A 17,000-nucleotide genomic window follows, 5' to 3' on the forward strand; every position below is an offset into this window, starting at 1 on the left:
GATGGGGACGGACGACGTGGTGTGGTCGGGATCGTGGGTCGCGGAGCGGCTCGGCGTCGAACTCGTCGGCGACGGCGAGGGGCAGGGGCCGGGCGGGCTGCACGATCTGCTGGGCCTGGCCCTGCGCCGCAATCCGAAGCGGGCCCATCTGCTGGTCTCGAACGTGCTGGGCAAGCACGTTCCGCAGCTGCCGTCGCGGGTGTACGGAGCGGGGTTCGCGCTCGGCGAGGACGTACGGAAGCTGCTGGGCGACGAGGTGGCCGCCCGTGCGGTGGTCCTCGGGTACGCCGAGACGGCGACCGGTCTCGGCCACGCCGTCGCGGACGGCGTGGGTGTGGCGCCGTACCTCCACTCGACGCGCCGCCCGGTCGACGGCGTCGCCACGGCCGGCGGCTTCGAGGAGTCCCACTCGCACGCCACGTCCCATCTGCTGCTGCCCGAGGACCCGGAACTGCTGGCCGGCGACGGGCCGCTGGTCCTGGTCGACGACGAGTTCTCCACCGGCAACACGGTCCTCAACACCATCCGCGACCTGCACGAGCGCCACCCGCGCGAGTGGTACGTGATCGTGGCCCTGGCCGACATGCGCTCGGCCCGGGACCGGGGGCGGCTGGAGGAGTTCGCGCGCGAGATCGGCGCCCGGGTCGATCTGATCGCGATGGCCTCGGGCACGGTCCGCCTGCCGGACGGCGTACTGGAAAAGGGCCAGGCCCTGGTGGCGCGGTACGACGTCACCCCGCCGCCCGGACCGCGTCCGGCGGCCCCTGCCGCCCCGGGGCCGGCCCGTGTGGAGCTCGGCTGGCCCGTCGGCGTGCCCGACGGTGGGCGGCACGGGTTCGTGCCCGCCCACCGGGCCGCGCTGGAGGCCGCGCTGCCGGGCATGGCGGAACGCATCGCCGGGGCGCTGCCCACCGGCGCCCGCCGCGTCCTGGTCCTCGGCTTCGAGGAGCTGATGTACGCACCGCTCAGGCTGGCCACGGCGCTGGAGGAGCGGATCGACGCCGAGGTGCGGTACTCGACCACCACACGCTCGCCCGTGCTCGCCGTCGACGACCCGGGCTACGCCATCCGCACGCGGATCGTCTTCCCCGCACACGACAACCCCGCCGACGGGCCGGGGACGCGCTACGCCTACAACGTCGCGGGCGCCGGCTTCGACGCCGTGGTCGCCGTGGTCGACTCCGCCGCCGACACCTCCGCCCTGTACGCCCCGGACGGCCTCCTCGCCCGCCTCGCCGCCCACACCGGGCACGTCGTGCTGGCTGTCGTCCCTTCGTACATACCCGGTGCGCCCCGCATACCCGACGAGGCCCCCGAGCAAGCCCCCCGACGGCAGGAGCCGCCCATGCCCGAGCCCCTCCGCGGCCCCGCCTTCTCCTCCTACGCACCCGAGGACGTCGGCTGGCTCCTCCAGGACCTCTCGGACGTCGAGCTCGAGGCCCCGACCGAGGAGCGCGAGGAAGCGATCCAGAGCGGCGGCGCGCACTACGCCGAGTCGCTGCCCGTCGAGTACCAGCCGACCGCCCAGTACCAGCAGCTGTTCAAGGCGGCCCTGGACACCTCGGCGGCCCGCATCGCCCGGGCCGTCGCCACCGTCACCGAAACGGTTTTCGCGGAGCGCTCACCACGCCCCGTGCTGGTGTCCCTCGCCCGCGCCGGCACCCCCGTCGGCGTACTCATGCGGCGCTACGCCCAGCACCGGCACGGCCTCGACCTCCCGCACTACGCGGTCTCCATCGTCCGCGGCCGCGGCATCGACGAGACCGCCCTGCGCTGGCTCGCCGCGCACCACGACCCGGCCGACGTGGTCTTCGTCGACGGCTGGACGGGCAAGGGCGCGATCACCCGCGAACTCGCCCAGGCCCTGGACGACTTCGCCGCCAGGACCGGCATCCATGGCTTCGACCCCGAGATCGCGGTCCTGGCCGACCCCGGCGGCTGTGTGAAGACGTACGGCACCCGCGAGGACTTCCTCATCCCGTCCGCCTGCCTCAACTCCACTGTCTCCGGCCTGATCTCGCGCACGGTCCTGCGCTCCGATCTCGTCGGGCCCGACGACTTCCACGGGGCGAAGTTCTACCGCGAACTCGCCGACGCCGACGTGTCCGGTCTCTTCCTCGACACCGTCGCCGCACGCTTCGACGAGGTCGCGGACGCCGTGGACGCCGAGGTCAAGGAACTGCTGTCGGCGGACCGCGCGCCCACCTGGGAGGGCTGGGCCGCCGTGGAGCGGATCAGCGAGGAGTACGGCATCCATGACGTGAACCTCGTCAAGCCCGGCGTCGGCGAGGCCACCCGGGTCCTGCTGCGCCGCGTCCCGTGGAAGATCCTCGCCAAGCGCGACGCCGGCGCCGACCTGGACCACGTACGGCTCCTGGCGGAGCAGCGCGGCGTCCCGGTCGAAGAGGTCGACGGGCTCCCGTACACCTGCGTCGGACTGATCCACCCCCAGTACACACGCGGCGCCACCGGCGCGGACGGCAAGGCGGTAGCAGCGAAGTGACCAGCCACCCTCCCGTCCTCGTCGCCAGCGACCTCGACCGCACCCTGATCTACTCGACCGCCGCTCTCGGCCTGCGCATGCCCGACGCCGAGGCGCCTCGGCTGCTCTGCGTCGAGGTGTACGAGAGCAAGCCGCTCTCCTACGTCACCGAGACCGCCGCCGGCCTGCTGGGGCAGCTCGCCGCCGAGACCTGCTTCGTGCCGACGACCACCCGCACCCGCGAGCAGTACCACCGCATTCGGCTCCCCGTCCCCACCCCCCGTTTCGCCATCTGCGCCAACGGCGGTCATCTCCTGGTCGACGGAGTGTCCGACCCGGACTGGCAGGTCCAGGTGGCCGGGAGGCTCGCGGACGAGTGCGCCCCCCTGGCCGAGATCCGTGCGCACCTCGCCGCCGCCGCCGACCCCGCATGGCTGCTCAAGGAGCGGGTCGCCGAGGACCTCTTCGCCTACCTCGTCGTCGAACGCGCGCTGCTGCCGGACGAGTGGGTCAAGGAACTCGGGGAATGGGCTGAGGAACGAGGCTGGGCGGTCTCGCTCCAGGGCCGCAAGATCTACGCCGTACCGAAGCCGCTCACCAAGAGCGCGGCCATGCGCGAGGTGGCCCGCCGCACCGGCGCCACCCTCACCCTTGCCGCAGGTGACTCCCTCCTGGACGCGGACCTGCTGCTGGCCGCGGACCAGGGGTGGCGGCCCGGACACGGCGAGCTGGCCGACACGGGCTGGACCGCCCCGCGCGTCACCGTCCTGCCGGAGGCGGGTGTCGCGGCGGGCGAGGAGATCCTGCGCTCCTTCATCCGCGCCGCCGGCCGGCACCAGGCCTGAGCACCCGGCCGCCGACGAAGAGAAGCACCGCCAGCCCGGCCCCCACGAGCACCACCTTCGAGTACGCGGAGACATAACCCGTCACGTCCTGCCAGTTCTCGCCCAGTGCGTAACCGGCGAGGACGAAGACGGTGTTCCACAGTGCGCTGCCGAGCGTGGTGAGCCCGAGGAAGACCGGCAGCGGCATGCGCTCGACGCCCGCCGGTACCGATATCAGGCTGCGGAAGACCGGGATCATACGGCCGAACAGCACCGCCTTGGTGCCGTGCCGCAGGAACCACGCCTCGGTGCGCTCAATGTCGGAAACCTTCACCAGCGGCAGCCTGGCGGCTATCGCGACGGTCCGCTCGCGCCCGAGCATCGCACCCACCCCGTACAGCGCGAGGGCGCCGATCACCGAGCCCGCCGTGGTCCACAACAGGGCGGCGACGAGACTCATCCGGCCCGTGCTCGCCGCGAATCCGGCCAGCGGCAGAATCACTTCGCTGGGCAGGGGAGGGAACAGGTTCTCCAGAGCGATGGCGATGCCCGCGCCCGGGGCCCCGAGGGTGTCCATCAGCGAGTCGACCCACTGTGGTGCGCTGCTTCCGATCATGCGCGTCACCATAGAATTCCGTGCCTGAAGCCACGCTGAAGAAGGCCGCGGGCCGACTACCGTGAGGGAACGCGATGAGCAAGGGAAACAGCACTCCACTCACCGACGAGCTGTACGCGTACATGCTGGCGCACAATCCGCCGCTGGACGACGTCCAGCGCGACCTCGTCGAGACCACCTACCGGCAGCTGCCCGAGCACGCGGGCATGCAGTCCGCCGAGGATCAGGGACCGCTCCTCGCCTTCCTGGTCCGACTGATCAGGGCAAGGCACATCGTCGAGGTCGGTACGTTCACCGGCTTCTCCGCGCTGTCGATGGCGCAGGCCCTGCCCGCCGACGGCCGGCTGATCACGTGCGACATCTCGGAGGAGTGGACGGCGTACGCACGCGAGGCGTGGGCGAAGGCCGGGGTCACCGACCGGGTCGAACTGCGCATCGGCCCGGCCCTGGACACGCTGCGCGCGATGCCCGCCGAGCCGCACATCGACTTCGCCTACCTCGACGCCGACAAGGTCAACTACGTCGCGTACTGGGAGGAGTTGGTGCCCAGGATGCGACAGGGCGGGGTCATCGCCACCGACAACGTCTTCTTCCACGGCGGCGTCACGGACCGCGACGCGACAGGCGCGGCGGCCGCGATCAAGGAGTTCAACGACCGGGTGACGGCCGACGCGCGCATGGAGAGCGTCATGGTCCCCGTGGCGGACGGGGTGACGCTCTCCAGGAAGCGCTGACCGTCAGCCGCAGCACCCACCGCCGCAGCATCCGCCGCCGCCCCCGCCGGAGGGCGCGGGGGAGGCGGACTTGGCCGTTCCGCCCACGGCGACGGCGGACAGCAGCTTGACGGTGTCGTCGTGCCCGTCCGGACAGGTGGCGGGCGCGGAGGACTCGGCCATCGGCCGGTTCAGCTCGAAGCTGGTGCCGCAGGAGCGGCAGCGGTACTCGTAACGGGGCATGCGCACAGGTTACTGAGTAGACGGCTGCCGGGTCGCCGCCCGGTCAGGAACCCGCGCCCCGTTCCTCCCGGATCTCCGAGACGACCCGCGCCACCGTCCGCCGTACCGCCTCGGTCTCGGTCAGGAAGTGCCAGTAGTCGGGGTGGCGCCCTTCGAGACCAGCGACGGCCCGGTCCAGCCGGGCCACCGAATCGTCCAGCGGGCGGGCATGCCGGGGATCGGGGGTGTTGCGCCCGGCCATGGCCAGTCGCTGGGCGTCCTTGATCGCGAACCGCGTCCGCTCGATCTCGTGCTGCGGGTCCTTGGACACGGCGTTGAGCTGCTGCAGCCGGTCCCCGGCGGCCGAAACCGCCTCGTCGGTGGAGTTCAGCAAGGCCCTGACCGTGCTCAGCAGGGAGGTGGCGTCGGGCCACCGCTGCTCGTCGCGGGCCTTCGCCGCCTCCTCGATCTTCTCCTCGGCCTGCCGGACGGTGCTCGCCGTCTGCGCGGGCACCGCCTGAAGGTCCTGCCAGCACGCGGCCGTGAACCGGCGCCGCAGCTCGCTCAGAATCGGCTCGACCTTGCCGGCCCGGGTCGTCAGGGCCTGCGCCCGGGTCCGCAGCGACACCAGCCGCCGGTCGATCTCCGCGGCCCGTTCCGGCAGCCGCTCGGCCTCGCTCCGTACGGCCTCGGCATCCCGCAGCACCCGGTCCGCGCGCTGCAGCGTCTCCGGCACGCCGTGCCGCCCGGCGCCCTGGTTGAGCTTGGTCAGCTCGGGCCCGAGGGCCGCGAGCCGCGCAGCGAGATCATCGGCCCTGAGCCCCGAGGCCCGTACGGCATCGAGGGCGTTGCTCGCCGCGAGAAGCGCCTGACGGGCCCGCTCCACGGCGGGCGCGAGCCGGGCGAGCTGCGACTCCGCCGTGTCGAGCAGAGGCCCGAGCCCTTGGGCGTACCGGTCGAGCTCGCCCTTGACCCGTACCAGCTCGTCCTTCGCCGTGCTCAGCTCCGCGCGCGCCTTGGCGGCGGTGGAGGCCTCCAGGTCGTCGCGGTCGAGGTCGTGGGCGTCGACGGCGGTGATGTACGTACGGCTGACCTCGTCGATACGCCGTCCCAGCGCAGCGAAGTCCTCCACGGCCTTGCGGCCCTTCGGCGAACTGTCCACCGCCGTGATCGTCTCGATCGAGATCCGCAGGTCGCGCTGAGCGGTGTCCAGCTCGTAGAAGGCCGCCGCGGCGGCGTCCTTGGCGGCCTGGGCGTCGGCGCGCACATTGTCCCCACGCCCGCCGAACCAGCGCCTCGTACCACCCCCGGCGAAGGCGAGGGGAAGCGCGGCGAGCAGTGGCACCGGCAGAAGCACGAGCGCGACGACGTCCATGACGGCACCCGCTTTCGTACGGCGGCGTACTCGCTGCGGGTACGGCTGCGCGTGTGTCGCCGTCACATCCCTCTCCCGTGCTGTGTCCGCCCCTGCCCGGTTCATTCTCCCACCAGGTAAAGACGAACACACGGGCTGGTTAGTTCGCGGTTCGCAGGGCGACTTCCCCGTTGTCGCTCCGCGCCCTCACCACATGCGGGCTGTTCTGGTCGCGCGGCACGTCGACGTCGAGGTCGCCGTTGTCGCTCTTCGCCGTCACGCTGTACGTGGCCTTCGGCAGGTCGATGCTGATCCCGCCGTTGTCACTCACGCTCTCCACGAGGTCCGGGACTGCCGTGAACGCCATCCGGACACTCCCGTTGTCGGAGTCGGCACTCACCCGCCCGGAGGAGATCCCCTCCGCGACGATTCCCCCGTTCTCGCTGGTCAGCTCCAGAGGCCCGCTGGAGTCCCTGACGGTCACCTTCCCGTTGTCGGAGCGGAGCGTCAGGGCGGTGTCGAAACCGGACGCCGTCACGCTCCCGTTGTCGTCCTTCACGGTCACGGCCACCCCGCGCGGCACCTTGACCCGGTGCCACGACTCGCAGTCGCTGACCACCGCGTCGCAGCGCTGCCCCAGGACGAGCTTCCCGTCCTTCAGCTCCCACGTGGCCTCCGGCCCCTCGCCGAGGAACACCCAGCCGTCGGACCGCCGGGTGACCTCGACGTCCTTCACGTCGGCCGGAACAAGCTCGAGCGCGGAGTTGTCCGCGTCGATGGTCAGCGCGTCCCCGCTGAACGCGAACGACCGCTGCTCGGCGGCCCCGTCCTCGGCCTCGGCGCCGCAGCCACTCAGCGCTACTACGCCGACGACAACGCTGCCGACGGCAAGAATGGTGCGGGTACGAAGTGCCACGGTGATCGATCCCCCAGGTAGTGCCTCGTGTGAGGCTTCACCGTACGAACGGATCCCGTCCGGGCACGATGCGGCCCACCACCGAAACCGTGGTGGGGTTATCCCCACCAGCCCGCACCCCGCCCTCGCAGGCCCCCACCGGACCTCTCGCGCGACCGCCCCACCAGGCAACCGATTGCAGTCCCGCCCGCCGACCCATGTACGCTGTTCCCTCATCCACGGGTGCGTAGCTCAGGGGTAGAGCGCTGCTCTTACAAAGCAGATGTCGGCGGTTCGAACCCGTCCGCGCCCACCAGTAGGAAGCACGACGAAGGCCCAGGTCACCGGCGGTAAGCCGGAAGCCTGGGCCTTGATCGTTCTGCCACCGTTACGGCGGGAGAGGGGCGTCGTGCCACTCACGTGCCAGATGCCTCATTTGGATCTCCCCCATCGGGTTCGGTCGGCCGCACTTTCTTGATCTGCTCGTCCACATGAGCGGCGATTGCGTGATCCCGACCGTTGACCAGGTGCTGGTAGATCAGCGCGGCTCGCACCGACGAGTGGCCCATGCGCTGCATCAGCTCACGCGTCGTGGCGCCACCGGTCGCGGCGAGGGTGTTTCCTGTGTGCCGGAGGTCGTGAAAGTGCACGTCCCCGAGCCCTGCCTTCTCGACAGCCCGCAGCCAGATGCGGCGGAAATTGTTCCGACGAAGCTGGCCACCTCGCGCTCCGGTGAACACCAGACCCATACGGCCCGACTCGGCGTGCTTGTCGAGATGCGCAGCCAGCTCGGCCCTCAGCGACGCCGGGAACGCGACGGTACGGACACCAGCCGCGCTCTTGGGGGCTTTGATCAGCAGCCCGTTTGTACGCGTTTCGGCGAGCGCGCGGCGTACGGAGACTGTGCGCCGTTCGAGGTCCACGTCACGGCGCTGCAGAGCGGCCAGCTCGCCGAAGCGCAGACCGGTGAAGGCAGCCAGGAGGATGAACACGCGGAACCTCGCGGGCACGGACTCAGCGAGCTGAAAGACTTCCACGACTTCCAGGAATGGCCGTTCGGCAGTCTTCGTGGCACCAGCGCCCTTGATGCGGCACGGATTGCGCTGGATCAGGCCATCGTCCACCGCCGTATTCATGATGGCGCGGAGGATCTGGTACGCCTTGGCCACCGTCGGCTCACCCACGCCCGCACCCAGGAGATCAGCCCGCCAGCGGCGGATCTGCGGTGTCGTGATCTCGCTCAGCACGGCGCGTTCGAAAGTGGGCAGGATGTGGAGACGCAGGGCGCTGCTATTGCGCTCCCGAGTGGTGGCGGCGTAGTCGCGTTCCTTGAACCAGGATTCTGCGTAGACACCGAACACGATCTTCTCGTCCGGATCCTGCCAGCGGCCCTCAATGATTTCGGCTTCCTTGCGCACCAGCCATCGGTCAGCGTCAGTCTGAGACGCGAATGTGTCAGGGGCCGAACGCAGCAGACCATCCGGGCCCGGGTACCGCGCTTGGAAGCGGCCAGACGGCAGCCTGCGCACCGAGCCAAACCGGCGACGCTTGCCCTTCCGGTTCGCCATCAGGCCACCGCCCCGAAGCGTCGACGACTCGTGGTGATCGGCTGGACAGTGTTCCTTGCGACAAAGTCCGTCAACGCGCTCTCTGGGATACGGACATGCCGACCCACCTTGACGAAGACGATCCGCCGTTCGGCGACCAGCCGTCGGGGGAAGCGGACGGTCGTACCGAGGAGTTGGGCTACCTGCTCCACGGTGAGCAGCCGGTCAGTCATGCGGCCGTGTCTCCTTCCGCAGCGTCGGAAGCGATGGAGGCGGCGAGCCATTCTTCGCCGCGAGTGAGTCCGGTTCCGGCGAAGGTCCAGTGGGCGAGGACGAGGGTGGTGTCGTCACTGTCCGGATCGGCCGGCGCGGGGGTTTGGTCACCGTGGGCGATGGCGGCTTGGAGGCGGCGCCATTCGGCGCGGGCGGTGCGGAGGGCGCCGAGGGTGGTGGAGTAGCGGCGGGTCTTGGTGGAGAAGTGGCCGCGGAAGCCGAGCATGTGGGCCCACGCCCGTAGGCGGAGGCCTTCGAGGTCTTTGCGTGCGCCGAGGGTCCAGGCGGTGCGGATCAGACGGCGGGCGTGGTCGGGGATGGCCATGCGGGCGAGTTCAGCGAGGAACTTGATGGGGCGGTCGAGGGTGCCGGTCGCGGTCTCGGCGCCCTTGGTGGCGTACTTGGCGATGTAGGCAGCGACGGCACGTTCGGTGAGTTCGGTGCCTGCGTTGAAGTCGGCGGATCGGATGGGGCGGATGTCGAGCTGGCGGCCGAAGGCGAAGGTGTGGGCGCGTCCGTTGATGAACGGGCCGGGCACGTCGGCGTTGGATGCGGCGGCGCGGATGGCGTCGGCGAGGAGATCGGCAGTGGCCCAGGCCGGCGGAGGGGTGTCGCCGCCGTCTGGACCGTCGAGGCGGATTACGGCATGGAAGTGGATTGCGCCGCGACGCTGGTACTCGGCGACCTTGGCGAAGGAGACGCGGGCGAACCTCTTGAAGGCTCGTTGGCTCAGGCCCGCGCGCTTGGCGACCTCCCGGCGCAGGTAGATGGAGAAGCGGGCCCAAATCTTGGATGCGTGGGCGTTCCAGAGCACGGCTGTTTCGTAGTCGTATGTCTCGGGGTTGAGCGGGTTGCCCAGCTCTGGAGCGTCCTTGGGGTGCTGGGTGCCGCAGCGGCAGCGGCCTTTGGCGGGACGGTTGTGTACGGGGCCGAAGCTGGGTGCGGTGAAGGTGGAGAACACCCGAGGGTGAGTGGCGACGGCTGCGGGGGTGCCTTTGCCGCCTCGGAGCCCGGCGGTAATGAGTTGGTAGGTGTCGCGGCGGTAGGTCTCGGCGCAGGCGGCGCAGCGGGTGGCGCGGCGGTTGTTGCAGCGGACGAGGAGGTTTCCGGCGGGCAGGTCGCTCGCGTTGAGGCTGTGGAGGATTTCACCGGTAGCGGCGTGAACGTCGGTGCGGTGGCCGTCGAGGCGGATCGGGGTGGTGCAGCCGCCGAGTCCGCGCAGTTGGCGCATGAGGCCGGGCATGGTGCCGAGTGAGGCGAGGAAGCGCAGATCGCCCACGGGAGACGGTGCAGTCGCGGTCAAGGGAGGAGGCCTCCTTCCAGAGGTGTAGGAGCCGGGGCACCGGCCGCGGAGAGAGGCGGGCGCCCCGGCGGAGGGGTCAGCGGTGGGGGCAGGTGTTGCGGTGATCGATCCACTGGGCGATCAGGTCGCGGACGTTGTCGTCGCCCTTGGCACGGCCGGTGGCGCCGCAGCGGCAGGTGTAGGAGCCGGTGGCGGGGAAGTCCCTGGCGTGTTTGGCGACGTGGACGCCGGGCCGGTCGATGGTGGGCGTGAGGTCGGCCATGGCCGTCAGCGGGCGAAGACGGCGTCGGCGGCGGCGTTGAGCAGCTGGCGCAGGGGCGGGATGGTGCCGGTTCCCTGGCAGGTGCGGCAGTGGGCGGTGATGGTCCGGCGTTGGCCGTTGCGGTCGAGGCCGCCGAGGGTGATGACGGCGGAGGCGAAGCCGTCGCAGGACGGGCAGGTGCGGGCCGGGGCGTGGCTGGGCTGGGGCATGATGTGGAGTCCTTCCGGTTGATGAAGTCGGGTAGGGGCTGGGCCGTCCGGGCGGCGGATACTTGGCGGTTGAGGCCGCCCGGAGAGCCGGTCAGCGATGGCGCGAGCCGTTGACCATGGAGCGCAGGACGACGGCGCAGACGGCGACCGATGCGCCGGTGATGGCGACGGCGAGCAGGAGCGAGACCAGGACCGCGCCGACGACCAGGACGACCGCGGCGCCACCGCCGACAGCGACCAGGAGGCCGGTCGGGGTGAGCCTGACCACGGGTTCCGACGAAGGTGCCGGTGCCGGTACGACGTCGGGGGCCGGGGCGGTGTGCTGGCAGGCGCACACGGTGTGCTGGTGCTGGTCGAACGGGGCCGGGTGGACGAGCGGGGCGACGATGCCGGTCGGGGTCGGCATGGTCGGAATGCGCGGGCGGAACATGGCGGGTCTCCTTTCCGGGCTGGTTACTTGGTGGTTTCGTTGACCACGTCGACACCGGTGCGGGTGCCGGACTCGATGGCGGGGGCGAGGAAGGTGTCGGCGAGGAGGAAGCCGCCGAGGAGGAGCACGACGATCAGCCAGGTCGGCGGGCGCATGAGCTTGATCCCGAAGTAGCCGAAGATGGCGACCAGGACGATCAGCGGAAGTTCGACGTTCATGGCAGTGGCTCCCTAGTGATCAGCTGACGCGGCAGCGGTGGGTACGGGCGGCGAGCTGGGCGGCGGAGCGGGTGGAGAAGTCGGCGGACCAGCCGCAGTCGTCGCGCGAGCAGACGGCGGCGTGTTTGGTGCGTCCGTTGCGGTCGCGGTGGGTGCCGATCTGCACGGGGCCGATACGCAACACGGAGTGGAAGAAGTCGCGGGCAGGCATGGAGATCAGTCCTCCGATCGAAGACTCAGGCCGGGGAACTCGGCGAGGATGCGGGCGGCGTCGGCCGGGTCGGTGGCACGATCCGCAGCCTCTTCGGCGAGCAGCCGGGCCAGGGTTGTGCGACCGGCGTCGGTCATTTCGCGAGCTGCTGACAGGTATTCGTCTCGTGTCGCTTCGTGTCCGGGCATGAGTGCTGTCCTTTCAGGCGAGGTGGGCGGCGAGCTGATCGGCCATCGAGCTGGGCAGTCCGAGGCGGTCGCGCAGGGTGACGGCGTCGATTGGGCGGCCGGTCGAGACGCGGTGGGCGTCGGCGAGCTTGCGGGCGTGGTCGACCAGGGCGGGCGGCACTTCCGCGGGCGGTGCGGCGGGCAGGGCAGGCACCGGTTCGCCAGGCTCGACCGCGTCCGGCTCCGGGGCGGGGTCCGGTTCGGCCGGGCACGGTCACCGGCTCGACCGGCAGCGGCTCCGGGTCGGCAGACTCAGGCGCAGTCCCCGGGCCCGTCGGCGAGTGGACGAGCAAGGTGCCGCCGAGGAAGGCGAGGGCGGGCCAACCAGCGACCAGGATGCGCAGCCAGTCGGGCACGTCACCCAGGTCGAGCAAGCCCGCGGTCGCGACATTGGCGCCGAGCGAGGCGGCCAGGGCGACGGCGAACCAGGTCCATGCGGCGCGGGCTGACTCGCCCTGGGCCCGCAGGGTCCGCAGGCGGTGCCAGGCCGCGACGAGCAGCAGGTCGACGGAGACGGGGTAGGCCCATGCCTTCCAGCCGTCCTGTCCGGCAGCGGCGGCGAGGTCGTGCAGGTGGGCGAAGGACAACGCTCCGGCGATCACGGCTTGCACGAGCACGGCATCCAGGCGGATCGAGCGGGTCACGGGTCTTCACCTCCTTGGAGGATTGGGCCGGGGCAGGGCGAGGCGCGAGGCTGGTCGCCGAGCCCCGGCGAGTCCGTTTCAGGCATGGCGGGGGTAGGGACGTGGCACGAAGCGGTCGCGCCGACCGAGGCGGGGGAGTAGGTCAGGCGGTGACGGGCGCGGAGGCCGGGGCCGCAATCTCGACCGGGGCCAGGTTGGGCAGGACCGGGCGGAAGGACTCCAGTCCGTCAAGGACCGGCGTTCGGTGGGCGTGCGTGGTGCAGGAGTTCACGGCCTGCCGCATGGAGGTGAACGGCGTACGGATGCGAACCCAGCCGCCCGTGGAATCACCAGCCACGGCCATGCCGGGACGTTCGACAGGGATCTGCGTGGTCGCCAGCACGGCATCCGGGGATATGTCGCCGAACGCCATCTTGGCGGAGGGCTCATCGTTGACCCGGTGCGAGATGCGGCCGGTGAGCTGGGCACGGAGCATGGTGATTCCGTCCCCGAGTTCGGCGCCGAAGCGCTGCCCGCAGATCTCCACATAGATGCCGGCCGCGCGGCCCAGCTGGACGAGGCGGACCAGGGCGGTGACGATCCGCTCCCGGCGCTTCTTCTCCGCTGTGTTGGAGAACAGCGCCAGCTCGGCGACCTCGTCGACCAGGAGCACGAGGGGAACCGGCCGCAGGTCCTCGGGCAGGCCCCAGATATCGGCGGTGATCTCCGTATCCGGGGTGTCCGCGCTGATCCTCTGCTCGCGCCGGATGACCTGATACGTGTAGGCCATCCGCTGGACGAGTGCTTCCAGCAGGTCGGCCGCATCGTCAGCGTTGTCAGCGAGCGCGGAGAACCTGCGTGCCAGCGGGGCGAGTTCGACGCCCTGCTTGCAGTCGATGCCGACCAGAGCCACGTGCTGTGACGCGAGTTCCTTGACCAAGTGGCGTTGGTAGACCGACTTCCCCGACTTGGTCGCGCCGAGGTTGAGCGAGTGCGGCACCTCCTGATAATCGCGGTAGTGGATCTCTCCGTCCTCCCGTAGCGCGACCGGGATGCGGAGCCCTTGACGTTCGACCTTGGCGGGCATCTGTACCCGCTGGAGCACGTCGTAGCCCGTCATGCGCAGCTCGACCACACCCGACTTGATCTCGCGCGAGGTGACGCCGTGCATCGAGAACGAGTGCCGCAGCCGGTCCGTGGAGGCCGCAAAGTCGAACGCGTCCTGACCCGGCTGGAGCTTCAGCCGCAGCACCAGCCCGGTACGGGTCGGCCTCATCCGCAGGATGCGCGGAGGCCGCGACTCGGGCGCCGGGCGGTGGGTCAGGCGGGCCAGAGTGAGCCGCAGCCGCGACGGCGGAACGGTCAGCCCGCACGCATCCATCACCGACGCGTACCGGAAGACCACCCGGAGCACGGCGAGACCGATCCCGATGCTCAGCCAGTACCAGGCCGGGCGCAGCCGCCGCAGCACCAGAGCCGCCACGACCGCCACCAGGGCTAAGACGGCGAACGTGTTCGTCGACATGCCGCTCAGCCCTTTGCGGACGGGCCGACCAGAGCGACCGCCCGGAAGGCGATGCCAAACCGCTTCTCACCGTTGAACGTGTTCTCCCAGTCCCGTGCCTTGAGACCGACGACCTTGACCGGCATACCGAGCGTGATCCCCTCCGGCACACCGGTCTCCGGAATCGAGACGGTGTAGAGGTTCGCCTCACCCTCGTCCGCGATGGTCAGGCCGACGGTCATCATCTTCGCGCCGGACTCGCGGTCGACGGCGATCTCGCCGGTCTGCTTGTGTCGATCTTGAAGGACGACATGGCCACTCCTTGAGTCAGAGAGAAGGCGCACGACGGCGATCGCCATCTTCGCTGTCCTAGGACTGCGAGCGCGCAACTCAAGGATGGGTGCAGTCCTGGGACTGCCAATGTCCTAGGACTGTGCTTCACTGGCGATGTAGGCGAAGGAGGTCCCGTGACACCGAAGTGGCGAGAGCTGGCGGACCGGCTGGCGGAGCAGATCAGGAGTGGTGAACTCCGACCTGGCCAGCAGCTTCCGCATATCCGTGACTTGGTGGAGGCCGGTGAGGGCTCCAAGTCGACGGTGCACGCCGCTTACAAGGCGTTGGAGACGGAAGGTCTCGTAACGTCTTCCCGTGGTCACGGCACGGTGGTGCGTGAGCAGACGCCGTTGAAGCGGCTGGGTATCGCCCGGTACGACAAAGCCAAGTGGCGTGACGGCGACGAAGTCGCCTTCATCGCGGACCGTGTGGCGTCAGGCCGTGCCTACCGCCGAAACGAGCAGACCCAGACGGTAGGCCGTGTGAAGGCGTCGGCACTCGTCGCCGAGAAGCTGGGAGTCTCGCCTGACTCCGAGGTCTACGCCCGCGCCCGCCTGGTGAAGGAGGGCGAGCAGCCCACGCACACCCTGACCAGCTACTACCGCCCGGAGCATGTGGAGGGGACGCGGCTTGTCGACCCGACTCCTGGACCGGCGGGCAAGGGTGGCGGGTACAAGGTGCTCTACGACGCGGGATACGAAATCGACCACATGAAGGAGTCTCTGTTCGCGCGTGTCCCGACGGCTGAGGAAGCGAAGCTCCTTCAACTGCCGGCAGGCGAACCGGTCATGGAGCTGCGCCGAACCACTTACACAGCGGACGGGACCGTGGTCGAGTTCGCCGTAGGCGTCCACGCGGCCTCGCGGTTCGCGTGGGAGTACGACTTCAAGGTCCCGGACTCGGCACAGTCGAAGGGTGACGGCGCATGACTCTGTCGGACGCGGACATGAAGGACGCCCAACTGCTCTGGGACCACCAGCTCATGGGCCACAGCCCGCGCCCGTGCTCCGTCGCCATCGGCCTGGGCAGTCACGACCTAGGCGTCGCCGACGTGACCTCCGAGCTGTACCGGCAGGGGATGGCACCCTTGGTCGTCTTCACCGGAGCCACAAGCCGGACGACCCGCGAGCGGATGCCCCGCGGCGAGGCCGAGCACTACCGCGAGCGCGCCATCGAGCTGGGCGTCCCCAGCGATGCGATCCTCGTGGAACCGCAGGCCCGGAACACCGGCGAGAACATCCGTCTCTCTCGCGCGCTGCTGGAGGAGCAAGGCGTACCGGTGTCATCCGTGCTGCTGGTGAGCAAGCCATACGAGGAGCGTCGGGCCTTCGCCACGGCGCGCAAGCTGTGGCCGGACGTCGAATTCGTCAGTGCGTCAGCGCCCATGACCTTGGGGGACTACGCCGACTCGATCGGCGACGCCCGCTTCGTCGTTGACATGCTGGTCGGAGCCCTTCAGCGCTTGCTGATCTATCCCGCTCAGGGCTTCATGATCAGCCAGGAGGTCCCGCAGGACGTCCAGGATGCGTATGAGCGCTTGCGTGCCCAGGGGTTCACGAGTCGCCTTATCCCTGATGCCGCTCAGGCGGAGTGAGTAAAAACCTTCTCTACGGGTTCAAGTGCTCGCTTCGCTCGCCGAGGATCCCGGCATCCTGGAACTGCAAGCAGTCTGATGCAGAGATCAGAGGTGCCGCGCACAGCGCGGCGGCGCCGGACGGTCGCCGCCACGCGGCTCCCTCCATGTCTGCGCCACCGGGGCCGCGCGTCGTCGCCCGTCCGCGCCCACAAGGGGCGATAGACCAGGCCGGGGCTGATGGTGGTGCGGCACAGCAGGTGAGAACCAGACCCGTGGCTGGGGCGGCCGGCTCCACGGCTTTAGGCAGCCACTTTGGGGCGAGCCTCTAAGATCATGGCCCCGATTCGGGCTGAAGCGGGCAGGTCAGGAGACTGCCCGAATCGCGGCCAGCGTAAGGGGCCATGATCACTCGCCCCAAAGCAGCTCCAGCCCAAAGCCGCTCCACCGACCGCGTGACCGCCGACCAGGATGAATTGGGCCAGGAATGCGCTGGCGGCTTGGGAGGGTTAGAGGGAGTCGCGCCCGTGCCCCTCGCGTGCCCGATCGAGCGGGAAGTCACGGGGAACACCGGACGATCACGGCGCACGGGCATGCGAACGCCCCCAGACCGAGTTGGCTGGGCAGTCGGTTCGAACCTCCCCGCAGGGGGTCGCAACCAGCCGAGACCGGTAGCCCTTTGCTCTTCCAGGCTATCCGGGAACCTGCATGCCGCGCCCTCACGCGGCGACGGTATCGACCGTGGTAGTCGACAGGTATGCCAATGAAGCCATCCAATGCAGCAGGTCGCCCATCTCTGTTCGGACGGCTACGTCGCGCGATCAGCCATTCACCAGTCGGCCGCGGGTGGCGTCGGAGCAGCGATCTGGAGTTGGGGCCGCGTTCGCTGGGCTTCGCGGCGCTGGGGTTTCTCACACTGGTGCCGCTGCTGATCATCGTTTCATCGGGCGATCCCGAACGCGGGCGGGGGTTCGGGCAGTGGCTGGGGGAAGGACTCGGCGTTTCGCCCGCCTCCAGAGAAGTGGTGGAGCAGCTGTTCACCCGGCCCGGCCAGGCCCTGCGGACGACGACCGCGTTCGGCGTTGCTGCCCTCGCTGCCTTCGGCCTGACCTTCGCAGCGGCGGTGCAGGCCGGCTACGAGAAGGTCTGGGATCTGCCGCCAGGCCGCTGGTGGGCCAGGT

Annotated in this window: 20 protein-coding genes, 1 tRNA gene and 2 pseudogenes; 7 read left to right on the forward strand and 16 right to left on the reverse strand. The window is 70.0% G+C overall.

Translation table 11 applies throughout. The features are described from left to right. Nucleotide 1: 1 nt before the first annotated feature. Together ACWIHY_RS18755 and ACWIHY_RS18760 are read left to right on the forward strand one after the other, a co-directional pair. Entirely contained in the window at nt 2–2,503 is a 2,502-nt protein-coding gene (locus ACWIHY_RS18755; RefSeq protein ID WP_454376738.1) for a phosphoribosyltransferase, read from the forward strand. After that, complete coding sequence (locus ACWIHY_RS18760; RefSeq protein WP_454376739.1) at nt 2,500–3,327, forward strand: HAD family hydrolase; 828 nt, start codon at nt 2,500–2,502, stop codon at nt 3,325–3,327. Before ACWIHY_RS18755 ends, ACWIHY_RS18760 begins: the two co-directional genes overlap by 4 nt. Here the strand turns inward: ACWIHY_RS18760 and ACWIHY_RS18765 are convergent. Next, nucleotides 3,296–3,922, reverse strand: a complete 627-nt coding sequence (locus ACWIHY_RS18765; RefSeq protein ID WP_454376740.1) for a DedA family protein — start codon at nt 3,920–3,922, stop codon at nt 3,296–3,298. The two genes, ACWIHY_RS18760 and ACWIHY_RS18765, sit on opposite strands and share 32 nt — an antisense overlap. Nucleotides 3,923–3,996: 74 nt before the next feature. On the opposite strand from ACWIHY_RS18765, the gene ACWIHY_RS18770 reads away from it, so the two are divergent. Beyond that, nucleotides 3,997–4,656: an O-methyltransferase gene (locus ACWIHY_RS18770; protein WP_454376741.1), complete on the forward strand. Its 660-nt coding sequence runs from the start codon at nt 3,997–3,999 to the stop codon at nt 4,654–4,656. A 3-nt stretch (nt 4,657–4,659) separates the two neighbouring features. Here the strand turns inward: ACWIHY_RS18770 and ACWIHY_RS18775 are convergent, their stop codons facing one another. The 3 genes from ACWIHY_RS18775 to ACWIHY_RS18785 form a co-directional block, all read right to left on the reverse strand. Further along, entirely contained in the window at nt 4,660–4,878 is a 219-nt protein-coding gene (locus ACWIHY_RS18775; RefSeq protein ID WP_355715916.1) for an FmdB family zinc ribbon protein, read from the reverse strand. 43 nt (nt 4,879–4,921) lie between these two features. After that, a complete protein-coding gene (locus ACWIHY_RS18780) occupies nt 4,922–6,298 on the reverse strand; it encodes a hypothetical protein (protein ID WP_454376742.1) in 1,377 nt (458 codons plus the stop codon). A 73-nt stretch (nt 6,299–6,371) separates the two neighbouring features. Beyond that, nucleotides 6,372–7,127 carry a DUF4097 family beta strand repeat-containing protein gene (locus ACWIHY_RS18785; protein ID WP_454376743.1) on the reverse strand — a complete coding sequence of 252 codons (756 nt, stop codon included), beginning with the start codon at nt 7,125–7,127 and terminating at the stop codon, nt 6,372–6,374. 220 nt (nt 7,128–7,347) lie between these two features. Here ACWIHY_RS18785 and ACWIHY_RS18790 point away from each other — a divergent pair. Beyond that, nucleotides 7,348–7,422: transfer RNA gene (locus tag ACWIHY_RS18790), tRNA-Val, on the forward strand. Nucleotides 7,423–7,522: 100 nt separating this feature from the next. Here ACWIHY_RS18790 and ACWIHY_RS18795 read toward each other — a convergent pair. The 12 genes and pseudogenes from ACWIHY_RS18795 to ACWIHY_RS18850 all read right to left on the reverse strand — a co-directional run bounded on the left by ACWIHY_RS18795 (nt 7,523) and on the right by ACWIHY_RS18850 (nt 14,272). Then, entirely contained in the window at nt 7,523–8,674 is a 1,152-nt protein-coding gene (locus ACWIHY_RS18795) for a tyrosine-type recombinase/integrase (RefSeq protein WP_454376744.1), read from the reverse strand. Beyond that, the gene (locus tag ACWIHY_RS18800; RefSeq protein ID WP_454376745.1) at nt 8,674–8,886 is read right to left on the reverse strand and encodes an excisionase family DNA-binding protein; all 213 of its coding nucleotides are present in this window, start codon (nt 8,884–8,886) and stop codon (nt 8,674–8,676) included. Before ACWIHY_RS18800 ends, ACWIHY_RS18795 begins: the two co-directional genes overlap by 1 nt. Continuing rightward, the gene (locus ACWIHY_RS18805; protein ID WP_454376768.1) at nt 8,883–10,169 is read right to left on the reverse strand and encodes a replication initiator; all 1,287 of its coding nucleotides are present in this window, start codon (nt 10,167–10,169) and stop codon (nt 8,883–8,885) included. Before ACWIHY_RS18805 ends, ACWIHY_RS18800 begins: the two co-directional genes overlap by 4 nt. A 136-nt stretch (nt 10,170–10,305) precedes the next feature. Beyond that, nucleotides 10,306–10,491, reverse strand: a complete 186-nt coding sequence (locus tag ACWIHY_RS18810; RefSeq protein ID WP_454376746.1) for a hypothetical protein — start codon at nt 10,489–10,491, stop codon at nt 10,306–10,308. Between the two features lie 5 nt (nt 10,492–10,496). Beyond that, complete coding sequence (locus tag ACWIHY_RS18815) at nt 10,497–10,700, reverse strand: hypothetical protein (RefSeq protein ID WP_454376747.1); 204 nt, start codon at nt 10,698–10,700, stop codon at nt 10,497–10,499. 91 nt (nt 10,701–10,791) lie between these two features. Then, on the reverse strand, nt 10,792–11,130 hold the full coding sequence (locus ACWIHY_RS18820; RefSeq protein ID WP_454376748.1) for a SpdD-like protein: 339 nt from the start codon (nt 11,128–11,130) through the stop codon (nt 10,792–10,794). Between the two features lie 23 nt (nt 11,131–11,153). Beyond that, nucleotides 11,154–11,348, reverse strand: a complete 195-nt coding sequence (locus tag ACWIHY_RS18825; RefSeq protein ID WP_069932443.1) for a hypothetical protein — start codon at nt 11,346–11,348, stop codon at nt 11,154–11,156. A gap of 19 nt (nt 11,349–11,367) precedes the next feature. Continuing rightward, nucleotides 11,368–11,559, reverse strand: coding sequence for a mobile element transfer protein (locus ACWIHY_RS18830; RefSeq protein WP_454376749.1), 192 nt, complete (start codon nt 11,557–11,559; stop codon nt 11,368–11,370). Nucleotides 11,560–11,564: 5 nt separating this feature from the next. Further along, nucleotides 11,565–11,696: a hypothetical protein gene (locus ACWIHY_RS18835; RefSeq protein WP_454376750.1), complete on the reverse strand. Its 132-nt coding sequence runs from the start codon at nt 11,694–11,696 to the stop codon at nt 11,565–11,567. A gap of 64 nt (nt 11,697–11,760) precedes the next feature. Continuing rightward, nucleotides 11,761–12,430: pseudogene (locus ACWIHY_RS18840) on the reverse strand (DUF2637 domain-containing protein). A 142-nt stretch (nt 12,431–12,572) separates the two neighbouring features. Next, nucleotides 12,573–13,934, reverse strand: coding sequence for an FtsK/SpoIIIE domain-containing protein (locus ACWIHY_RS18845; RefSeq protein ID WP_454376751.1), 1,362 nt, complete (start codon nt 13,932–13,934; stop codon nt 12,573–12,575). 5 nt (nt 13,935–13,939) lie between these two features. After that, the gene (locus tag ACWIHY_RS18850; RefSeq protein ID WP_454376752.1) at nt 13,940–14,272 is read right to left on the reverse strand and encodes an SCO3933 family regulatory protein; all 333 of its coding nucleotides are present in this window, start codon (nt 14,270–14,272) and stop codon (nt 13,940–13,942) included. 108 nt (nt 14,273–14,380) lie between these two features. On the opposite strand from ACWIHY_RS18850, the gene ACWIHY_RS18855 reads away from it, so the two are divergent. The 3 genes and pseudogenes from ACWIHY_RS18855 to ACWIHY_RS18865 form a co-directional block, all read left to right on the forward strand. Further along, complete coding sequence (locus tag ACWIHY_RS18855; RefSeq protein ID WP_454376753.1) at nt 14,381–15,175, forward strand: GntR family transcriptional regulator; 795 nt, start codon at nt 14,381–14,383, stop codon at nt 15,173–15,175. Beyond that, entirely contained in the window at nt 15,172–15,840 is a 669-nt protein-coding gene (locus ACWIHY_RS18860; RefSeq protein WP_454376754.1) for a YdcF family protein, read from the forward strand. The genes ACWIHY_RS18855 and ACWIHY_RS18860 overlap by 4 nt, the downstream gene beginning before the upstream one ends. 736 nt (nt 15,841–16,576) lie before the next feature. Beyond that, nucleotides 16,577–17,000 (forward strand): annotated as a pseudogene (locus ACWIHY_RS18865) (ribonuclease BN); the annotation flags it as partial.

Source organism: Streptomyces sp. NPDC055287, assembly GCF_053646035.1.

Bases quoted from the DNA above. Each gene is read 5' to 3' on its own strand.
- ACWIHY_RS18825 (WP_069932443.1), bottom strand. From the start codon at position 11,348: ATGAACGTCGAACTTCCGCTGATCGTCCTGGTCGCCATCTTCGGCTAC.
- ACWIHY_RS18770 (WP_454376741.1), top strand. From the start codon at position 3,997: ATGAGCAAGGGAAACAGCACTCCACTCACCGACGAGCTGTACGCGTAC.
- ACWIHY_RS18755 (WP_454376738.1), top strand. From the start codon at position 2: ATGGGGACGGACGACGTGGTGTGGTCGGGATCGTGGGTCGCGGAGCGG.
- ACWIHY_RS18815 (WP_454376747.1), bottom strand. From the start codon at position 10,700: ATGCCCCAGCCCAGCCACGCCCCGGCCCGCACCTGCCCGTCCTGCGAC.
- ACWIHY_RS18775 (WP_355715916.1), bottom strand. From the start codon at position 4,878: ATGCCCCGTTACGAGTACCGCTGCCGCTCCTGCGGCACCAGCTTCGAG.
- ACWIHY_RS18820 (WP_454376748.1), bottom strand. From the start codon at position 11,130: ATGTTCCGCCCGCGCATTCCGACCATGCCGACCCCGACCGGCATCGTC.
- ACWIHY_RS18845 (WP_454376751.1), bottom strand. From the start codon at position 13,934: ATGTCGACGAACACGTTCGCCGTCTTAGCCCTGGTGGCGGTCGTGGCG.
- ACWIHY_RS18850 (WP_454376752.1), bottom strand. From the start codon at position 14,272: ATGGCGATCGCCGTCGTGCGCCTTCTCTCTGACTCAAGGAGTGGCCAT.
- ACWIHY_RS18830 (WP_454376749.1), bottom strand. From the start codon at position 11,559: ATGCCTGCCCGCGACTTCTTCCACTCCGTGTTGCGTATCGGCCCCGTG.
- ACWIHY_RS18800 (WP_454376745.1), bottom strand. From the start codon at position 8,886: ATGACTGACCGGCTGCTCACCGTGGAGCAGGTAGCCCAACTCCTCGGT.
- ACWIHY_RS18795 (WP_454376744.1), bottom strand. From the start codon at position 8,674: ATGGCGAACCGGAAGGGCAAGCGTCGCCGGTTTGGCTCGGTGCGCAGG.
- ACWIHY_RS18805 (WP_454376768.1), bottom strand. From the start codon at position 10,169: ATGCCCGGCCTCATGCGCCAACTGCGCGGACTCGGCGGCTGCACCACC.
- ACWIHY_RS18860 (WP_454376754.1), top strand. From the start codon at position 15,172: ATGACTCTGTCGGACGCGGACATGAAGGACGCCCAACTGCTCTGGGAC.
- ACWIHY_RS18835 (WP_454376750.1), bottom strand. From the start codon at position 11,696: ATGACCGACGCCGGTCGCACAACCCTGGCCCGGCTGCTCGCCGAAGAG.
- ACWIHY_RS18765 (WP_454376740.1), bottom strand. From the start codon at position 3,922: ATGATCGGAAGCAGCGCACCACAGTGGGTCGACTCGCTGATGGACACC.
- ACWIHY_RS18810 (WP_454376746.1), bottom strand. From the start codon at position 10,491: ATGGCCGACCTCACGCCCACCATCGACCGGCCCGGCGTCCACGTCGCC.